Here is a 17,954-nt window from a genome sequence, read left to right as displayed (position 1 = left end):
TCTCCACCGACAACAACCATGCCACGACTGCCACGTCTTGAACTGCCAGGCATGCCACTGCACGTCACCCAGCGAGGCATCAACAAGGGTGCGATCTTCCTCGATGCGGAGGATCGTTACCACTTCAGGCACCTGCTGCGCAGGGCCTTCCGTGACCATGGCGTCGCCCTGCATGCGTTCATCCTGATGGACAACCACTTCCACCTGCTGCTCACGCCGGATACCGTTGGGACACTGTCACGCGCCATGGGCCGGGTTGGCCAATCCTATGTGCAGGCCTTCAACCTCCGGCACATGCGCTGCGGCGCGCTCTGGCAAGGGCGTTTCAAGTCCTGTCTGGTGCAGAGCGAACGCTACCTGCTGACGGTCATGCGCTATATCGAACTCAATCCGGTGCGCGCCGCCATGGTCGACGCGCCGGAAAACTACCGCTGGTCGAGCGTGCACACGCACCTGGCCCGCGCACGCGATCCTCTCATCACACCCCACCCGCTTTACCTCGCGATGGGACACGACCAAGCTGAACGCGCACACGCCTACAGACAATGGCTGGACGCAGGCATCGCGCCGGATGACCTGCAACACCTCCGCGCATATGCCCGTCAGGAGCGTGCGCTCAGCGATGAGCGCTTCCAGCGAATGGTGGAAACTACCCTGGGACGCCCTGCCACGTGCCGCCCGCGTGGGCGGCCAAGGCTGACCGGCGCGAGAGACGAGGCTTAATTAGCCACGTCCCCTTTATTTAGGGCTTTGCCTCACGGTTCGATGTGACCTGGATAACACTCGCACTTGACCTTGCCGTGCGATATCTCGCGGCATCCGTTGTCGGATTCGCCGACCACTTCCCGCTGCAAATTGCCGGACCACTCGAGCGAGACCTGGCTCTCATCCGGGCCTTGTTCGCGGAAACCGTCGACGAAACAGCGACACCTCGTTTTCAGTTGGTGATGCAGCCCAACACAACCTAAGGAGTGACATAGGCAAGGCAGTGCCACATCCGGTGCCGGCCGGGGAAGGTGTCAGGGACAATTTGAACGTCGCTTCAGCCCACGACCGAAACCGATCCGTCCCCAGCACCTTCTGCTGCTGCAAGTGGATGCGGATCTCTTTGACAAGTTCGTCGGGCAACACCTCGGCGAACAGCGCCCGATACGCCGAGGCGCGATTTGCCGGGTCGCTGCCAAGCCCAAGGTACTCGGGATGTGGAGTGAGCAGCGGATCCGTTCGCCCGTTCGCGTTGGCACCGTAGCTCGACCACGGGTGCTCGTCGGGCTGCGCCACCATCCAAGCGCGAACCGGATTGAGTTCGATGTAACGACTACAGGTCAGGAAATAGCGCCCCGAATCCACCAGGCAAGCCTTGTAGCGCCCTTCCCACAGCGTCCCTGTGCGTCCGTGCCGACCATTGAATGAGCCGACGTAGTTGCGCGCAAAAGTGTGCATCAGCCGCGACACCCCACCCGCCTCGTCAGGCGTCAGCAGCAAGTGCACATGGTTACTCATCAATACATAGGCATGCAGCCTGCAGCCAAACCGCAACAATGCTTGCCGCAGGCACTGCAGGTAGCGCTTGCGATCCTCATCGTCCAGAAAACACGGCAGACGGTTGTTGCCCCGCTGCACCACGTGCTGCGGAATGCCGGCGAGATCGAAGCGTGGAAGTCGGGCCATGTCCGACAGGATCACTCGCTGCCCGCTCCGCGACGATCAGTGCAAGTCGCGCCCCACACTCATCCCAGAAGCCAATGCGCTGTCAGAAATTGTCCCTGACACCTTTTTTTATCGGGAAACCTCAGCCTCCGTCCCGGTTTCCTGCCAATAATGTCTCTGACACTTTTTCTTCGATCATATTTCATCAAGATCATTCTTCAGCGCAGTCAATAATTTTTCTTTAGCATTGGCCAGGTTGCTACTACAAGAGTCTGATATCCTAAGAATTTCCTCCGGCACATCTCTAGATACCTGAAATTCTGGCCTCTGTATGTATTTGAGTATATCAACAAGATTTTTCTTTGACTTCTGTATCTCAAGCATCACCTCCTTCAAAAGAAAAGCGATTTCATCAGTAGATGACAGTTTAAAAGAATTCAATCTTGAGTATAGTTTGCTTTCTTGGCTTTCAAGATTGCTGATCTCAAACTGAGCCATCTTGTTGAATTTGACGGTTAACTCATCTCCTGATAGACCTGAAACACCGTGTTTGAATCCGTAAAATTCAAGCATCATATTTGAGAATTCAACATATAAGATCCTGGCTAGACATCCGTTAAATTCGTCTATCTCTTCCATAAATTGATAATACTGAGACTTCTTACTCTCATACCGGTATTTTCTTTTTTCAATATCTAGCTGATGATCTTTTTTAATATCTTCAATTTCCTTTTGATGCATTAATATTATTTTTTGTTTTTCCTCCTCAAGACTTTTGACATCTTCACGTAGCGCGCGTGACTTTCCTTTTTCTTTCAAATACGCAGTCACGTACAATGATACACAACCTATTAAAAGGCCAACAAAAAAGCTTGGTATACTTGATATCAACTCCAAGAGTATCTCCATCTGCACATCACAGCGAACGCCAGAGTTGAGCGGCAACGCCGCCTTTCGTCTCGAAAGATTTGTAACATTTGAGGTGCCGAAAACATACAATCTGGAGGCTTTTCGAAAAGGGGCCGAATGTCTCTGATCACTTTTTCTTCTCGCCCGTCCTTCACGTCGCCCGCTTTACACAAATTCAAACACTGTAAGTGAACCTGACCCCGCTTTTGCAAGCACTTTTGCAATACTTTGGTCGCGCGCATGGTGTGGTCTCCTCTGGCTTCGTAACCCGTGAGGAATGACCACATCATGCGCGCACCGCCCCCTCAGTCCGCACGCAACGTGTTGATTGAGCGAGAAGATTCGTGGGGAAACCTCAGAACCTGACCCCGTTTTTCGAAAAATCGCACAGCGAAAAATTAGTTATCAATGATTGACTTCAAAAAATCTAATCCCTTTTTAGTGACGCCGGAATTAATTGCATCGAAAAGCTTTTCTAGCACAGGTTTCGCTGAAGGTAATTCACCACTGTTAACCTGAAGCTGAGTTTCACCGCCATTATCTTTAGCTTGGAAGAGATAATTATTTACGCGCGCAGTAGCGCCTCCGGCCACGCGCGTCATCACAGGAACGATTTGCAAGATAATGTGACCGTTCTCACTACGATGAATGAAAGTCGCAGTATTAATCCTATCCCATGACATTTGACCGGAATTTATTTTTTTAATCATTGAATCAATCACGCCATTAAGGGTCTCCACATCAAGCGCTGGCATCGTTGTCTCCGGAGTTAATTGAGTACATTTCCAGCAGCCCCTGCAAGTCGGCCACCAGATTATTTATATTTGAAAAGTCAGCCTCAATACCATAGTAAACAGCACTTTCTATCTGACTCTCACCATTTTCCTTCAAAGGACGGACAGCCTTCAAAGACGTCCTCGTAGTCTCTATCGCATCACGCAACGCGGCGATCGCAGCTTTCAATTTTGCATCAGACTCGAACGGAGACGTAACTCGCCTTAACTTACGACTAATCTCAGCCAACAGATTCCTCGCATCCCCATATGAGATGTCAGGTTCAATGGCATCTATCTTCTGAGAGACTTCGCTCAGCTCTATTGCCACCGATTGTATTTTTAATGTTTTTCCTGCATCTAATGCTGCCGCCTTTGCTTGCAATGCTGCTTTCTTTGCTTGCTCTGCTTCTCTAAACGCAAGAATTGAAAAAACCAATCCCACACTTCCAATTACAGCACCAATCCAAAAGTCGATTTTGTACCAAAACGGCTCTTTGATTACGTTTAGTAGTTCGTTTAAAGATTGCTGTGCAGTAGGATCATTTAGTATCATTGCCTCCCCCTTGATTTAATGTCCCCCACCTTGTTTAGTGAGGTTTTTCACATATTCCGCCGATACTCCCCACCCACGTCATACAGCGCATGACTGATCTGCCCCAGCGAGTTGTACTTCACCGCCTCAATCAGCTGCTCGAACACATTCCTCCGATCGCGCGCCGTCACCTGCAGCACCTTGAGGCTGTCTGAGGCAAGCGCATTGCGCGCCTCGCCGTAGCGCTTCACGTTGGCGATCTGCTGGCCCTTCTCTTCTTCGGTGGATCGGATCAGCTCGATCTCGGTGGCGATCTCGCCGCCGTGGTCTTTCGGCAGGAAGGTGTTGACGCCGATCAGCGGCAGCGAGCCGTCGTGCTTCTTGTGCTCGTAGTACATCGACTCTTCCTGGATCTTGCCGCGCTGGTACATGGTGTCCATCGCGCCGAGCACGCCGCCGCGCTCGCTGATCGCCTCGAACTCCTTGTACACGGCTTCTTCCACCAGGTCGGTGAGTACGTCGACGACGTAGCTGCCCTGCCACGGGTTCTCGTTGAAATTGAGGCCGAGTTCCTTGTTGATGATCATCTGGATCGCCACCGCGCGGCGCACGCTTTCTTCCGTGGGCGTGGTGATGGCTTCGTCGTAGGCGTTGGTGTGCAGGCTGTTGCAGTTGTCGAACAGCGCGTACATCGCCTGCAGCGTGGTGCGGATGTCGTTGAACTGGATCTCCTGCGCGTGCAGCGAACGGCCAGATGTCTGGATGTGGTACTTCATCATCTGGCTTCTGCTGCTTGCGCCGTAGCGCTCGCGCATGGCGCGCGCCCAGATGCGGCGGGCGACGCGGCCGATGACGGTGTATTCCGGGTCCATGCCGTTGGAGAAGAAGAAGCTGAGGTTGGGCGCGAAGTCGTCCACGCTCATGCCGCGCGCGAGGTAGTACTCGACGATGGTGAAGCCGTTGCTCAGGGTGAAGGCGAGCTGGCTGATCGGGTTCGCGCCCGCTTCGGCGATGTGATATCCGGAGATCGACACCGAGTAGAAGTTGCGCACCTTGTTGTCGACGAAGTACTGCTGGATGTCGCCCATCATGCGCAGCGCGAATTCGGTGCTGAAGATGCAGGTGTTCTGCGCCTGGTCTTCCTTGAAGATGTCGGCCTGCACGGTGCCGCGCACCGCCTGCAGGGTTTCCGTCTTGATGCGCGCGTAGGTTTCCGCATCCACCAGTTCGTCGCCACAGACGCCGAGCAGGCCGAGGCCCAAGCCTTCGTTACCCTTGGGCAGCTCGCCGTGGTACTGCGGGCGCGGCACGTTCTTGTAGATCGCGGCGATCTTCTTTTCGGCGGCGGCCCAGCGGGCGTCGTCTGCGCGCAGGTACTTCTCGACGTTCTGGTCGATCGCGGTGTTCATGAACATCGCCAGGATCATCGGCGCGGGGCCGTTGATGGTCATGGAGACGGAGGTGCTGGGCGCGCTGAGGTCGAAGCCGGAGTACAGCTTCTTCATGTCGTCCAGGGTGGCGATGTTGACGCCGGAGTTGCCGATCTTGCCGAAGATGTCCGGGCGCGGCGCGGGGTCTTCGCCGTACAGCGTGACCGAGTCGAACGCGGTGGACAGGCGCGTGGCGGCGCCGCCCTGGCTGAGGTAATGGAAGCGGCGGTTGGTGCGCTCGGGCGTACCTTCGCCGGCGAACATGCGCGTGGGATCCTCGCCACTGCGGCGGTACGGATACACGCCGCCGGTGTACGGGTAATGGCCCGGCAGGTTCTCGCGACCGAGGAAACTGACCAGCTCGCCCCAGTCCTTCGACTTCGGCGGCGCCACTTTCGGAATCTTCTGGTGGCTCAGGGAGTCGCGGTAGTTGTCAACGCGGATGACCTTGTCGCGCACCTTGTATTCGTTGACGTCGGCGGTGACCGACTTGTACAGCGCCGGCCACTCGCGCAGCTGGTGGATGGCTTCGTGGCTGAGTTCCTTCAACGCGGCGTTGTAGCGTTGGCGGAGGATCAGCAGGGAGCGGTCGACGCTTTCTCCCCTCTCCCCGTGGGAGAGGGGTTGGGGGTGAGGGTTCGGGGCTTGCGTGGAGCTGCCTGCTCCGGACGAACCCTCTCCCTCGGTCCCTCTCCCGGAGGGAGAGGGATGCAAATCGACGTTACGGTACAGCTCCAGCGGACGCGGCAACTTGTCGTCGCCGAGTTCCTTCAACGCTTCGTAGTAATGCTGTGCCTTGCTGGCGAACTCGGCCTGGTGCTCGATGCTGCTGTTGACGCTGCGGCCCTGTTCCGCGATCTCGGCGAGGTAGCGCACGCGGCTGCCGGGAATCAGCACGGTGGCGCGCGGCGACTTCAGCGTGGTGTCGAGCTGCGGCGACCATTTCTCCTCTGGCAGCTTGAGCTTGTCGCGCATCAGGCGGCACAGGTTCGAGAACATCCAGGTCACGCCCGGATCGTTGAACTGGCTGGCGATGGTGGGATACACCGGCACGTCTTCGTCTTTCAGCGCGAAGGCGGTGCGGTTGCGCTTCCACTGCTTGCGCACGTCGCGCAGCGCGTCTTCGGCGCCGCGCTTGTCGAACTTGTTGAGCACGACCAGCTCGGCGAAGTCGATCATGTCGATCTTCTCGAGCTGGCTGGCGGCACCGTATTCGCTGGTCATCACGTAGACCGGGAAATCGACCAGGTCGACGATCTCCGAATCGCTCTGGCCAATGCCGGCGGTTTCGACGATGACGAGGTCGTACGGCTGGCTCTTCAGGAAATCGATGCAGTCGTGCAGCACGATGCTGGTGGCGGCGTGCTGGCGGCGCGTGGCCATCGAGCGCATGTAGACGCGATGGCTGCGCAGTGAGTTCATGCGGATGCGATCACCGAGCAGCGCGCCACCGGAGCGGCGGCGGGTGGGATCGACCGCGAGCACGGCGATGCGCATCTGCGGAAACGCATGCAGGAAGCGCAGCAGCAACTCATCCACCACCGACGACTTGCCGGCGCCGCCGGTGCCGGTGAGGCCGAGCACGGGAGTACGGGATTGGGGATTCGAGATTCGGGATTCGGCAGAGCCGGTGTGCCAATGCTTGCGTAGCGCGACCAATTCCGACTCGCTGTATGCCCCGCATTCGATTGCACTCAAAACCCGACCGATGCTGATTTCATCATCGATATCGGGTTTGGCGGTTTTGGACGAATCCCGAATCCCGAATCTCGAATCTCGCGCCGCGCTTGCGCGGCTCATCACGTCCTCGATCATCTCGGTGAGGCCGAGCTTCATGCCGTCGTTCGGGTGGTAGATGCGCTCGACGCCGTAGGCCTGCAGCTCCCTGATCTCTTCCGGCGTGATGGTGCCGCCGCCGCCGCCGAACACGCGGATGTGGCCGGCGCCGCGCTCGCGCAGCATGTCGACCATGTACTTGAAGTACTCGACGTGGCCGCCCTGGTAGGACGACAGCGCGATCGCATCGGCGTCTTCCTGTAGCGCGGCGCGCACCACGTCTTCCACCGAACGGTTGTGGCCGAGGTGGATCACCTCCGCGCCCTGCGACTGGATGATGCGGCGCATGATGTTGATCGCCGCGTCGTGGCCATCGAACAGGCTGGCGGCGGTAACGAAACGCAGCGGCGTGGCTTCGGCCTGCGTGGCGCCGGCAGTGACGTGCTTGGCGGGGGAACTCATGGCAACTCCGGACATCGTGTTTCAACTTGGTGATTCTAGTGGTGTTGCGCCGGCGGCGCTTGGAGGGGCACCGCCCGGGCAAACCTGAACGAACGTGGCGGAACCGGTAAACACCTCGCAACAAGATGCGTTCTTGTGGCTGCGTGCCGCATCGCGCGGCGCACCAAGGAGACCCACGATGAACAGCATGACTCTCAAACTGGCCTTGCTGGCCGGACTTGGCCTCGGCGCCGCGACGATGTATGCCCCGCCCGCGTTTGCGGCGCAGGTATCGGTTGGCGTGGGTATCGGCATTGGCGTGGCGCCACCGCCGCCGCGCTTCGAACGCGCGCCGCCGCCGCGCCGCGGCTATGCGTGGGCACCGGGCTACTGGCGCTGGAACGCGCGGGCGCATCGGCATGTCTGGGTCGGCGGCACCTGGGTGCGCGCGCGACCGGGTTATCGCTACCACCCCGCCTACTGGGTTCACCACGGCCGCAACTGGCGTTTCCATGACGGTTACTGGAGCCGCTGAACGCACCAGAACCCTCGCTGCATGCGGGTACGCGGTGATCCGCCGCGCGCCCGCACCATTCGGTCGCCATCCGACCTTCTTCTTCACTCCCAAGGAATCCATTCCATGATGTCACTTCGCAGCATTGCCCTGGTTTCGCTGGTTGGCGTCACCGCGCTGGCCAGCGGTTGCGTGGTCGAGCCGGCACGCCCGCGGCCCGTGGTGGTTGAACGACCGGTATATCGCGACACCGTGGAAGTGGTGGCGCCGCAACCACCCCCGGAATGGGTGGTGGCGCGCGTGCAGCCACGCCCCGGTTATCTGTGGGCACACGGCTACTGGCGTTGGGATGGCCGACGCTATGCGGCGGTGCAAGGCCACTGGGAGCGGGCGCGGCCCGGCTATCGCTACGTCCACCCGCATTGGGAACGGCGCGGCGACGGCTGGCATCTGCATGCCGGCGTATGGGTAAGCGGCTGATGTTTTACGGGCTGCGGCAGCGCGGATGCACAACATCGGGCGACTGCCATACGCCACCGATTTGACGCAACGCACCATCGCCTTGCGGGGCGACGTATTAAACTTCGCGTTTTGATCGATCGCCCCGGCCACGGCCGGGGCGATCAGTTTCCACTGTTTCCTCAAACCTGGCGGGCCGCTTCTGACCCCGCTGCTCATCCGACGTGGCCTTCGGGCGACGTCAATCCATGGAGTCACCGCTGCAATGATCTTTGAAACCATCGCCAAGACCGGTCACGAAGAAGTCGTGTTCTGCCACAACAAGGACGCCGGCCTGAAGGCCATCATCGCGATCCACAACACGGTGCTGGGCCCCGCGCTCGGCGGCCTGCGCATGTGGCCGTACAAGACCGAGCAGGAAGCGGTGAACGACGTGCTGCGCCTGTCGCGCGGCATGACCTTCAAGAACGCCGTGGCCGGCCTGAACCTGGGCGGCGGCAAGGCGGTGATCATCGGCGATCCGAGCAAGGACAAGTCCGAAGCGCTGTTCCGCGCGTTCGGCCGTTTCGTCAATTCGCTCAACGGCCGCTACATCACCGCCGAGGACGTCGGCATCGACGTCAACGACATGGAATACGTGTTCCGTGAAACCGAATACGTGACCGGCGTGCATCAGGTGCACGGCGGCTCGGGTGACCCGTCGCCGTTCACTGCCTACGGCACGCTGCAGGGCCTGATGGCCGCGCTGCAGTTCAAGCACGGCAATGAAGACGTGGGCAAGTACAGCTTCGCCGTGCAGGGCGCCGGCCACGTCGGCAGCGAGTTCATCAAGCTGCTGCGCGAACAGGGCGCCAAGGTGTTCGTCACCGACATCAACAAGGATGCCGTGCAGCGCTGCGTCGACGAGCTGGGTTGCGAGGCGGTGGGCCTGGACGAGATCTACGACGTCGACGCCGACGTGTACTCGCCGTGCGCGCTGGGTGGCACGGTGAACGCGCAGACGATCGACCGCATCAAGGCCAAGATCATCTGCGGCGCCGCCAACAACCAGCTGGCCACCGACGAGATCGGCGACGAGCTGCAGAAGCGCGGCGTGCTGTACGCGCCGGACTATGCGGTGAACGCTGGCGGCGTGATGAACGTGTCGCTGGAAATCGACGGCTACAACCGCGAGCGCGCGATGCGCATGATGCGCACGATCTATTACAACCTGGGCCGCATCTTCGAGATCAGCAAGACGCAGAACGTGCCGACCTACCTCGCCGCCGACCGTCTGGCCGAGGAGCGCATCAGCTCCATCGGCAAGATCAAGCTGCCGCACATGGGCAACGGCGGCACCCGCTTCCAGGGCCGCATGCGCGGGCAGTAATCGTCACGTCGATGCATCGAGGGCCGCCGGTGGCATCGGCGGCCCTTTTTGTTGCCCGGGCGACCGCCGGCACGGCCATCACGCGTAAGCTAATATCGTGTGCCTCTCAACAAGGAGTCCGTGATGCGTCCGTTTCCGCTCGGAGAAGACATCGACCTGCTGCGCGAATCCGTGCACGGGTTTGCGGAGAAGGAGATCGCCCCGCGCGCCGACAGGATCGACCGCGACAACCTGTTCCCCGCCGACCTGTGGAAGAAGTTCGGCGACATGGGACTGCTCGGGGTCACCATCCCGGAGGAATATGGCGGCAGCGGCCTGGGGTTCCTGGCGCACATGGTGGCGATGGAGGAGATCTCGCGCGCCTCGGGTTCGGTGGGGCTGTCCTACGGCGCGCACTCCAACCTCGCGGTGCAGAACATCTTCCACAACGGCAACGAGGCGCAGCGGCGCAAATACATTCCGAAGATGTGCAGCGGCGAATACGTCGGCGCGCTGGCGATGAGCGAACCGGGCGCCGGTTCCGACGTGGTCGGCTCGATGACCTGCAAGGCCGAAAAGAAGGGCGACGTGTGGGTCGCCAACGGCAACAAGATGTGGATCACCAACGGACCGGACGCCGACGTGCTGCTGGTCTACATGCGCACGGCACCGCGGGTGGCCGGCAGCCGCTGCATGACCGCCTTCATCGTCGAGAAGGGCATGAAGGGTTTCTCCACCGCGCAGAAGCTGGACAAGCTCGGCATGCGTGGTTCGAACACCTGCGAGCTGGTGTTCGAGGACTGCGAAATCCCGGCCGAGAACATCGTCGGCGAAGTCAACGAAGGCGTACGCGTGCTGATGAGTGGCCTCGACACCGAGCGGCTGGTGTTGTCCGGCGGTCCGCTCGGTCTGATGCAGGCGGCGCTGGATCTCGCGCTGCCCTACGTGCGCGAGCGCAAGCAGTTCAACGCGCCGATCGGCACGTTCGGCGTGATGCAGGCGAAGATCGCCGACATGTATACGCGACTGCAGTCCTCGCGCGGCTTTGCCTACATGGTGGCGCAGCAGTTCGACAACGGTGTGAAGTCGCGCATCGACCCCGCTGCCTGCCTGCTCAACGCCTCGGTCAATGCGGTGCAGGTGGCGCTGGAAGCAATCCAGACGCTGGGCGGCAACGGCTACATCAACGAGTTCCCCGCCGGCCGCCTGCTGCGCGACGCCAAGCTGTACGAGATCGGCGCCGGCACGAATGAAATCCGCCGCATGCTGATCGGCCGCGAGCTGTTCCACGGCAAGGCCTGACGCGAGACGCCGATCAAGAGCATCGGCGCCGGCACGCCAAACCGACTTCCGCCGCATGAAGATCGGCCGCGAGCTGTTCCACGGCAAGGCCTGAGCAGCAGACGCCCGTAACGAAAAGGCCCGTGATATGCGGGCCTTTTCGTTGCGTCACGCCGCGTCGCGCTCAGAACATCCAGTTGTAGCTCAATGTGCCCACCTGGCCCTGCTGGCGCTGGCCGAAGTAACGGTCGTAACCGAGCTGCAGGCTGGCATGTGGGCTCATCGTCCAGTCCAGCGTGGTGCCGGCCACGCCACCGTAACGGGACAGGCCGATGCCGCCGACGGGTGCGAACTGGTTGATCCCGCTGAAGCTGGCATCGAGCAGTTCGCCACGCACGCCGAACGACTGCTGCCACAACATGCGTGCCTGCAGGCTCAGGCTGCCACCGCGAGGTAGCATCCACTCGCGGGTGGCACGCAGCCCCGCCCCCGCCTGCCACAGCGCGGTGGTCTGCTCCGAAGACTTCAGACCGAAGCCGTAGGCACCCAGTTCATCGAAGCCGTCGCGCTGCAACTGCGCATACTGCAGATTGATGTAGGGCGTCACCTGGGTACGGCCAAGCGACAGCCGGTAGCCGCTCTCGCCGTAGGCCACGCCGTAGCGGCCGTTCGAATCGCTGGCCACCCCGGCGAACTGGTCGCCGAGCTGCAACTGGCGGCGCATGTTCTCCCGGTACGTGCCCACGCCGAAACGGCCCATCGTGTACCACGAACCGCGGATCACGCCGCCGTAAAACATGCCTTCCAGCGCATGGCTGCGGCCTTGATCGGCGCTGTCGGCCAGCCGGCCCAGGCCCTGGCTCTGGCTGATCGCGTAACCGGCCACGCCATTGCCGCCGATCCGGTAGTCCTGCCCCACCAGCCAGCCGCTGAGGTCGACGCCGACATTGCTGTAGCCGCTGCGTGACAGGTCGCCGTGGTAACCCAGGTTCTGCGTCCAGCCACCCGCTTGCGGATGGTCGAGCAGGTTGTCGAAGCGATCGGACAGGGCGCGCGTGCCCGCATCGATGGCCTCGAGTGTCATCGCTGCACTGGCTGCATGAAGCTGGCCGGACAGGCTCTGCAACGAATCCTGCACGCTGGCAAGGCTGGATGAATGTTGCAGGCTGCCCGCAGCCTGGATGAAGCTGCTCGATGCCGGCGTGATGCCTGCCGGCGCAGCCGGACCCAGCTGGGTGTTGATCTGGTCGAACGCGGTCTGCACCCGCTGCGCCGCGCCGAAGGATGCCGGTGTGTAGCTCATGCCTTGCACGGCGGTGACGTTGACCTGCGACACGTTGAGCCAGGCACTGGTGGCATCGTAGTTGAGCGTTGCCGTGAGCAACACGTTGGAGGCGGCGTTCAATGCCGAGAACGTGCCGGCAAGCCCACCGGTTGCACTCAGCACGTCGGTATGCGAACTCACCACGTAACCGGTGTTGGCGCCGGTGACGTAGAGATCGCCACCGCTCAGCGTGGCGCTGCCGCTGACATTCAGCGCCGAGCCCAATGACACGGCCAGCCGGCCGTTGCCCTGCTGGACATAGTTGCCACCGACCGTGACATTGCTGCCGCTGACCCCGAGCACGCCGGCATTGGTCACGCTGCCGCCGATGGTTGGCGTGTTGCTGACGGTGGCGCCGGCGCTGATCGTCACGCTGGAGGCCAGCGATTTGGCGGTCAGCACGCCACCCTGCACCTGGGTCATGCCTGCGTAGGTCGACGGCTGGGTCAGATTGAGTGTGCCGCTGCCCTGCTTGATCAGGCCACCCGCGCCGGAAATGGGGTTGTTCCAGCTGGAGCTGCCGCTGAAGTTGACGGTGACGTCACCCCAGTCGAACTTCGCCGGGCCGTTCACCGCCTTGCCCACGTCCAGCTCGCCATAGCCGAATACCGGATCCGGTCCCGGCGCGCCGAGGTCGTCGGCGGTGCCAAGCAGGGTCTGCCGCACCAGGTCGTTGTTGAAGTACGGATACGCCTGCCACACCAGGGCCGCTGCGCCGGAGACCTGTGGCGCGGCGAACGAGGTGCCGCTTACCTGCCAGTAGGTGGGGGCGGCGGTGCTGGCGACGGTGTCCTTGTCCAGCACGATCACGTCGCCCGGCGCGGCCAGGCAGTAGTTCATCGCGACGCCGCAGGCATTGGAGTAGCTCGCCAGCTTGGTTGGATTGTTGCTGTCCACCGCCACCGCGACCAGCCAGCCCTTTTCCAGGTTCAGCGTCGGCGCGTAGCTCGGCAATGCCGCGATGTCGCTGGGATCGCTCTTCGAATCGTTGCCGGCGGCGAACACCACCAGGCCACCGTGCTGCACGACGAACGGCACGTAGGCGTTGCCGAACGCCTGGTTGATCGAGGCGTTGGTGGTATCCCAGTAGATGCCGCCCCAGGAGTTGTTCATCACCTGCACGCCGGCGCTGATCAGTGCCGGATTGAGGGTCTGCCCGAAGAAATCCGCATCGGAGGCAGTGACCGGGTTGCCGTTGCCCGAACCGTCATCTTTCGGCTCGACATCGCTGATGATGCGCGCCGAGACCAGAGTGGCGCCCGATGCGATGCCGCCGGGGAACTTGCCAAACGAGCTGCCGGCGGCGATCTCCGAAACCCAGGTGCCATGACCGACCACGTCATCGATGGAGGTGTTGTTGACGCTTGGGTCGACGTAAATCAGCTCCTGCGAGACCCGCCCGGCTACGGTCGGATTGCTGCGCATGATGCCGCTGTCGACGATGCCGATGGTAACGCCGGTACCAGAGAATCCCTGGGTGTGGGCCGCATAGGTGTTGGTAATCGCGAGCTGGGCGTCCACAGGCGGCGGTGGCGACGCGGGTGGCGGTGCGGGTGGTGGTGCCGGTGGCGGTGCGGGTGGCCCGGACGGAGTCACCGGTGGCGCTTTGATCATGCCACCACCACCGCCGCACGCGCTCAGCGCTACTGCCATTGCCGCCACCAGCGCCACGTTGCAGCGGCGCAACCCAGCTTCGATCCCGTTCATGCTGCTTTCTCCTCCCAGATTGAACGCCGGCGCAGCGGCCCCCCGACCTGATTCTCTGCGCTTTACTGGTGCATCTTGGCACAACGGAAACCCAATGAAACACGCGCCGATGCCGATTTATCCACCCGACGACCGCATTTGCCGCCATTCCCGCCGGACTGCGATAATCGGGCGGTCGCTTCCCGGCGTTCGCACCTTCCAGCCCCTCAGTGTCTCAGTACCCAGCGGAGTATCTCCATGTCCGATCCCAGCATCGTCATCGTCGGTTCCAAGCGCACCGCCATTGGCTCGTTCCTCGGTCAGTTCACCGGCGTCCCCACGCCGAAGCTGGGCGCCACGGCGATCCGCGCCGCCCTGGAGCAATCCGGTGTGGCTCCGGCCGATGTCAGTGAGGTGATCATGGGCTGCGTGCTGCCGGCCAACCTGGGCCAGGCACCGGCCCGTCAGGCGGCCCTGGCTGCCGACCTGCCCACCGGCGCTGGTTGCACCACCATCAACAAGGTGTGCGGCTCGGGCATGAAGGCGATCATGCTCGGCCACGACCTGATCAAGGCCGGTTCGGCCAGCGTGGTGGTGGCCGGCGGCATGGAGTCGATGACCAACGCCCCGCACATGGTCAACGCGCGCACCGGCATCCGCTATGGCGACGGCCAGCTGGTCGACCACATGGCGTGGGACGGCCTGACCAATCCCTACGACGGCAAGTCGATGGGCGTGTTCGCGGAGTCGTGTGCCGACAAGTACCACTTCAGCCGCGAAGACCAGGACGCCTACACGATCGAATCGGTCAACCGGGCCAAGGCGGCCCAGGCCAGCGGCGCTTTTGCCGGCGAGATCGTGCCGGTCACGGTCAGCGGTCGCAAGGGCGATGTGCAGGTCGATACCGACGAGCAGCCAGGTCGTTCCGACGTGACCAAGATACCGACGCTGCGCCCCGCCTTCCGCAAGGAAAACGGCACCGTCACCGCCGCCAGTTCCTCCAGCATCTCCGACGGTGCAGCCGCCGTGGTCTTGCTGTCGGCCGATGACGCGACCAAGCGCGGCCTGAAGCCACTGGCGCGCATCGTGGCGCACGCCACCCATTCGCAGGAGCCGGAGTGGTTCACCACCGCGCCGGTCGGGGCGATCCAGAAGGTACTGGACAAGGCCGGCTGGAAAGTCGGCGAGGTGGACCTGTTCGAGATCAACGAGGCTTTCGCGGTGGTCGCGATGACGCCGATGAAAGAACTGGGCATCCCGCACGACAAGCTCAATGTCAATGGCGGCGCCTGCGCACTGGGACACCCGATCGGCGCCAGCGGTGCCCGGCTGGTGGTGACCCTGCTCAACGCCTTGAAAACACGGGGCCTGCGGCGCGGCGTGGCGGCGCTGTGCATCGGCGGTGGCGAGGCGACCGCGATTGCACTGGAGTGCATGGACTGACGCCACGACCGGTGGATTCGACCTTGTCCAGGGTTTTCACCTGACGTTTGCGTAAATCGGTTTTCAATACGCGACAGGCCAGTTACATAAAGATGTGGCGCAATTTCCACGAAAGCGTTATTAATACACGGCCACACGGCATTCCACGGCAAAGGAGATTCACCATGAAGTTTACGCGTACCCTACTCGCCGCCGCGCTCGTCGCGCTGTTGGCGGCATGCAGCAATGGCGCGCAGGATTCCGCGCAAGACGCCCAGAAGTCGGCTGACACTGCTCAGCAGGCTGCTGATCAGGCGCAGCAGGCTGCGGCGGCGGCAACTGCTGCAACCCCGGCTGCGGCTCCGGCTGCTGCTCCGGCCTCCACCGCTGCTGCTCCGGCTTCCACCGCGGCTGCTCCGGCCGCTGCCGGCACTGCCCCGAGCGCTGCCGACGCCATGAAGAGCGCCGCCAGCAAGGCTGCTGACACCACCGGCAAGGCTGCCGATGCAGTCAAGAGTGCTGCCGACAAGGCCAAGGACGCGATGAAGGGTCACTGAGCCTTCAGCGACGTGCACAAAAAACAGCCGCCTTGTGCGGCTGTTTTTTTGCCTGGTGTCCGCCGCCCCACCGCCGATTTTGGTGGCTGGCGCCTGCCGGCTATCATGCCTGCTCCGGCAGTCACCGCCGCCCTGTCTCCATGAGACCGTTTCCATGAGCGTCATTGCATCGCAGATCGATCCACGTTCACCCGAGTTCCAGGCCAGCAGCAGGCAACTGCGCGCCGTGGTGGAAGACCTGCAGCGCGAACTGGCACGCAGCGCCGAAGGTGGTGGCGCCAGGGCACGCGACAAGCACGTGGCCCGCGGCAAGCTGCTGCCGCGCGAGCGCATCCGCGCCTTGCTCGACCCGGGCTCGCCCTTCCTCGAACTGTCGGCACTCGCCGCGCACGGCATGTACGACGATGCCGCGCCGGCCGCCGGACTGATCACCGGCATCGGCCGGGTCAGCGGCATCGAGGTGGTGGTGGTTGCCAACGACGCCACGGTCAAGGGTGGTACCTATTTCCCGATGACGGTGAAGAAGCACCTGCGCGCGCAGGAAGTGGCGCTGGAGAATCGCCTGCCCTGCGTCTACCTGGTCGACTCCGGCGGCGCTTTCCTGCCGTTGCAGGACGAGGTGTTTCCGGACCGGGAACACTTTGGCCGGATCTTCTACAACCAGGCGCGGATGTCGGCGCTGAACATTCCGCAGATCGCGGTGGTGATGGGTTCGTGCACCGCCGGCGGCGCCTATGTGCCGGCGATGAGCGACGAAACCATCATCGTGCGCGAACAGGGCACGATCTTCCTCGGCGGCCCGCCGCTGGTGAAGGCCGCCACCGGTGAGGTGGTGGACGCCGAAACGCTGGGCGGCGCCGACGTGCACACCTCGATCTCCGGCGTGGCCGATCACTTTGCCGAGAACGACGCGCATGCGCTGGCGATCGCGCGCAACATCGTCGGTCACCTCAACCGCAGGAAAGACATGCCGCTGGCGCTGCGCACGCCGGTCGAACCGAAGTATCCCGCCGAGGAGCTGTATGGCGTGATCCCCGCCGACACCCGCCGCCCGTTCGACATCCGCGAGGTGATCGCGCGCATCGTCGACGGCTCCGAGTTCCATGAATTCAAGGCGCGCTACGGCAAGACCCTGGTCTGCGGCTTCGCGCATATCCATGGCTACCCGGTGGGCATCGTCGCCAACAACGGCATCCTGTTCGCCGAAAGCGCGCTCAAGGGCGCGCACTTCATCGAGTTGTGCAACCAGCGCAACGTGCCGCTGGTGTTCCTGCAGAACATCACCGGCTTCATGGTCGGCAAGAAATACGAGCAGGCCGGCATCGCCAAGGACGGCGCGAAGATGGTCACCGCGGTGGCCTGCTCGCACGTGCCGAAATTCACCGTGGTGATCGGCGGCAGCTTCGGTGCCGGCAACTACGCGATGTGCGGCCGCGCCTACGGCGCCCGCTTCCTGTGGATGTGGCCGAATGCACGGATCAGCGTGATGGGCGGCGAGCAGGCCGCAAGCGTGCTGGCGACGGTGAAGCGCGACGGCATCGAGGCGAAGGGCGGCGAATGGTCGGCCGAGGAGGAGGAAGCGTTCAAGGCCCCGCTGCGCGAACAGTACGAACGCCAAGGCCACCCCTACTACGCCAGCGCGCGGCTATGGGACGACGGCATCATCGACCCGATCGACACCCGCCGCGTGCTGGGGCTGGCCATCTCCGCCTCGATGAACGCGCCGATCGAGCCGCAGCGCTATGGCGTGTTCCGCATGTGAGTCACGACTCCTGGATCGGCCTGCGCGCCAAGTTGCGGCAGGGCACCCCCCGGATGTAGCGTTTCATGCGCCACATGAGGGTGACCA

Annotated in this window: 14 protein-coding genes; 8 read left to right on the top strand and 6 right to left on the bottom strand. The window is 62.1% G+C overall.

Annotated elements, in window-relative coordinates:
• Window positions 1–18: 18 nt before the first annotated feature.
• Entirely contained in the window at window positions 19–723 is a 705-nt protein-coding gene (locus tag B0E47_RS10180; protein WP_077514130.1) for a transposase, read from the top strand.
• 162 nt (window positions 724–885) lie between these two features.
• Here B0E47_RS10180 and B0E47_RS17250 read toward each other — a convergent pair whose 3' ends face one another.
• The 5 genes from B0E47_RS17250 to B0E47_RS10165 form a co-directional block, all read right to left on the bottom strand.
• Window positions 886–1,686, bottom strand: coding sequence for a transposase (locus B0E47_RS17250; RefSeq protein WP_343124530.1), 801 nt, complete (start codon window positions 1,684–1,686; stop codon window positions 886–888).
• 159 nt (window positions 1,687–1,845) lie between these two features.
• Window positions 1,846–2,559: a hypothetical protein gene (locus B0E47_RS16860; RefSeq protein ID WP_139351421.1), complete on the bottom strand. Its 714-nt coding sequence runs from the start codon at window positions 2,557–2,559 to the stop codon at window positions 1,846–1,848.
• 398 nt (window positions 2,560–2,957) lie between these two features.
• A complete protein-coding gene (locus B0E47_RS16855) occupies window positions 2,958–3,314 on the bottom strand; it encodes a hypothetical protein (protein ID WP_139351420.1) in 357 nt (118 codons plus the stop codon).
• Window positions 3,301–3,888 (bottom strand): hypothetical protein, encoded by a 588-nt coding sequence (locus B0E47_RS16850; RefSeq protein WP_139351419.1) that lies wholly within the window; start codon window positions 3,886–3,888, stop codon window positions 3,301–3,303. The genes B0E47_RS16855 and B0E47_RS16850 overlap by 14 nt, the downstream gene beginning before the upstream one ends.
• Before the next feature lie 47 nt (window positions 3,889–3,935).
• Window positions 3,936–7,535: a methylmalonyl-CoA mutase family protein gene (locus tag B0E47_RS10165; protein WP_077514128.1), complete on the bottom strand. Its 3,600-nt coding sequence runs from the start codon at window positions 7,533–7,535 to the stop codon at window positions 3,936–3,938.
• Between the two features lie 178 nt (window positions 7,536–7,713).
• On the opposite strand from B0E47_RS10165, the gene B0E47_RS10160 reads away from it, so the two are divergent.
• The 4 genes from B0E47_RS10160 to B0E47_RS10145 all read left to right on the top strand — a co-directional run bounded on the left by B0E47_RS10160 (window position 7,714) and on the right by B0E47_RS10145 (window position 11,137).
• Window positions 7,714–8,049, top strand: a complete 336-nt coding sequence (locus B0E47_RS10160; RefSeq protein WP_077514127.1) for a YXWGXW repeat-containing protein — start codon at window positions 7,714–7,716, stop codon at window positions 8,047–8,049.
• 105 nt (window positions 8,050–8,154) lie between these two features.
• Entirely contained in the window at window positions 8,155–8,508 is a 354-nt protein-coding gene (locus B0E47_RS10155; protein WP_254422887.1) for a hypothetical protein, read from the top strand.
• 244 nt (window positions 8,509–8,752) lie between these two features.
• Window positions 8,753–9,856 carry a Glu/Leu/Phe/Val dehydrogenase dimerization domain-containing protein gene (locus B0E47_RS10150; protein ID WP_077514126.1) on the top strand — a complete coding sequence of 368 codons (1,104 nt, stop codon included), beginning with the start codon at window positions 8,753–8,755 and terminating at the stop codon, window positions 9,854–9,856.
• A 123-nt stretch (window positions 9,857–9,979) separates the two neighbouring features.
• Entirely contained in the window at window positions 9,980–11,137 is a 1,158-nt protein-coding gene (locus tag B0E47_RS10145; protein WP_077514251.1) for an isovaleryl-CoA dehydrogenase, read from the top strand.
• Between the two features lie 163 nt (window positions 11,138–11,300).
• On the opposite strand, the gene B0E47_RS10140 is transcribed toward B0E47_RS10145, so the two are convergent.
• Window positions 11,301–14,147 carry an autotransporter serine protease gene (locus tag B0E47_RS10140; RefSeq protein WP_077514125.1) on the bottom strand — a complete coding sequence of 949 codons (2,847 nt, stop codon included), beginning with the start codon at window positions 14,145–14,147 and terminating at the stop codon, window positions 11,301–11,303.
• Window positions 14,148–14,384: 237 nt separating this feature from the next.
• Between B0E47_RS10140 and B0E47_RS10135 the strand changes: the two genes are divergently transcribed.
• The 3 genes from B0E47_RS10135 to B0E47_RS10125 all read left to right on the top strand — a co-directional run bounded on the left by B0E47_RS10135 (window position 14,385) and on the right by B0E47_RS10125 (window position 17,867).
• A complete protein-coding gene (locus B0E47_RS10135; RefSeq protein ID WP_077514124.1) occupies window positions 14,385–15,569 on the top strand; it encodes a thiolase family protein in 1,185 nt (394 codons plus the stop codon).
• Window positions 15,570–15,733: 164 nt separating this feature from the next.
• The gene (locus B0E47_RS10130) at window positions 15,734–16,105 is read left to right on the top strand and encodes a hypothetical protein (RefSeq protein ID WP_077514123.1); all 372 of its coding nucleotides are present in this window, start codon (window positions 15,734–15,736) and stop codon (window positions 16,103–16,105) included.
• A 154-nt stretch (window positions 16,106–16,259) separates the two neighbouring features.
• Complete coding sequence (locus tag B0E47_RS10125; protein ID WP_077514122.1) at window positions 16,260–17,867, top strand: carboxyl transferase domain-containing protein; 1,608 nt, start codon at window positions 16,260–16,262, stop codon at window positions 17,865–17,867.
• Window positions 17,868–17,954: the final 87 nt, after the last annotated feature.

The sequence above is a fragment of the Rhodanobacter sp. B05 genome, from assembly GCF_002001085.1.
Lineage (GTDB): Bacteria > Pseudomonadota > Gammaproteobacteria > Xanthomonadales > Rhodanobacteraceae > Rhodanobacter.
The sequence above is the reverse complement of the archived record's forward strand: the minus strand, read 5'-3'. Positions and strand labels throughout refer to the sequence as shown.

Bases quoted from the DNA above. Each gene is read 5' to 3' on its own strand.
- B0E47_RS10180 (WP_077514130.1), top strand. From the start codon at position 19: ATGCCACGACTGCCACGTCTTGAACTGCCAGGCATGCCACTGCACGTC.
- B0E47_RS16860 (WP_139351421.1), bottom strand. From the start codon at position 2,559: ATGGAGATACTCTTGGAGTTGATATCAAGTATACCAAGCTTTTTTGTT.
- B0E47_RS10130 (WP_077514123.1), top strand. From the start codon at position 15,734: ATGAAGTTTACGCGTACCCTACTCGCCGCCGCGCTCGTCGCGCTGTTG.
- B0E47_RS10160 (WP_077514127.1), top strand. From the start codon at position 7,714: ATGAACAGCATGACTCTCAAACTGGCCTTGCTGGCCGGACTTGGCCTC.
- B0E47_RS10150 (WP_077514126.1), top strand. From the start codon at position 8,753: ATGATCTTTGAAACCATCGCCAAGACCGGTCACGAAGAAGTCGTGTTC.
- B0E47_RS10135 (WP_077514124.1), top strand. From the start codon at position 14,385: ATGTCCGATCCCAGCATCGTCATCGTCGGTTCCAAGCGCACCGCCATT.
- B0E47_RS10125 (WP_077514122.1), top strand. From the start codon at position 16,260: ATGAGCGTCATTGCATCGCAGATCGATCCACGTTCACCCGAGTTCCAG.
- B0E47_RS10165 (WP_077514128.1), bottom strand. From the start codon at position 7,535: ATGAGTTCCCCCGCCAAGCACGTCACTGCCGGCGCCACGCAGGCCGAA.
- B0E47_RS10140 (WP_077514125.1), bottom strand. From the start codon at position 14,147: ATGAACGGGATCGAAGCTGGGTTGCGCCGCTGCAACGTGGCGCTGGTG.
- B0E47_RS16850 (WP_139351419.1), bottom strand. From the start codon at position 3,888: ATGATACTAAATGATCCTACTGCACAGCAATCTTTAAACGAACTACTA.
- B0E47_RS10145 (WP_077514251.1), top strand. From the start codon at position 9,980: ATGCGTCCGTTTCCGCTCGGAGAAGACATCGACCTGCTGCGCGAATCC.
- B0E47_RS10155 (WP_254422887.1), top strand. From the start codon at position 8,155: ATGATGTCACTTCGCAGCATTGCCCTGGTTTCGCTGGTTGGCGTCACC.
- B0E47_RS16855 (WP_139351420.1), bottom strand. From the start codon at position 3,314: ATGCCAGCGCTTGATGTGGAGACCCTTAATGGCGTGATTGATTCAATG.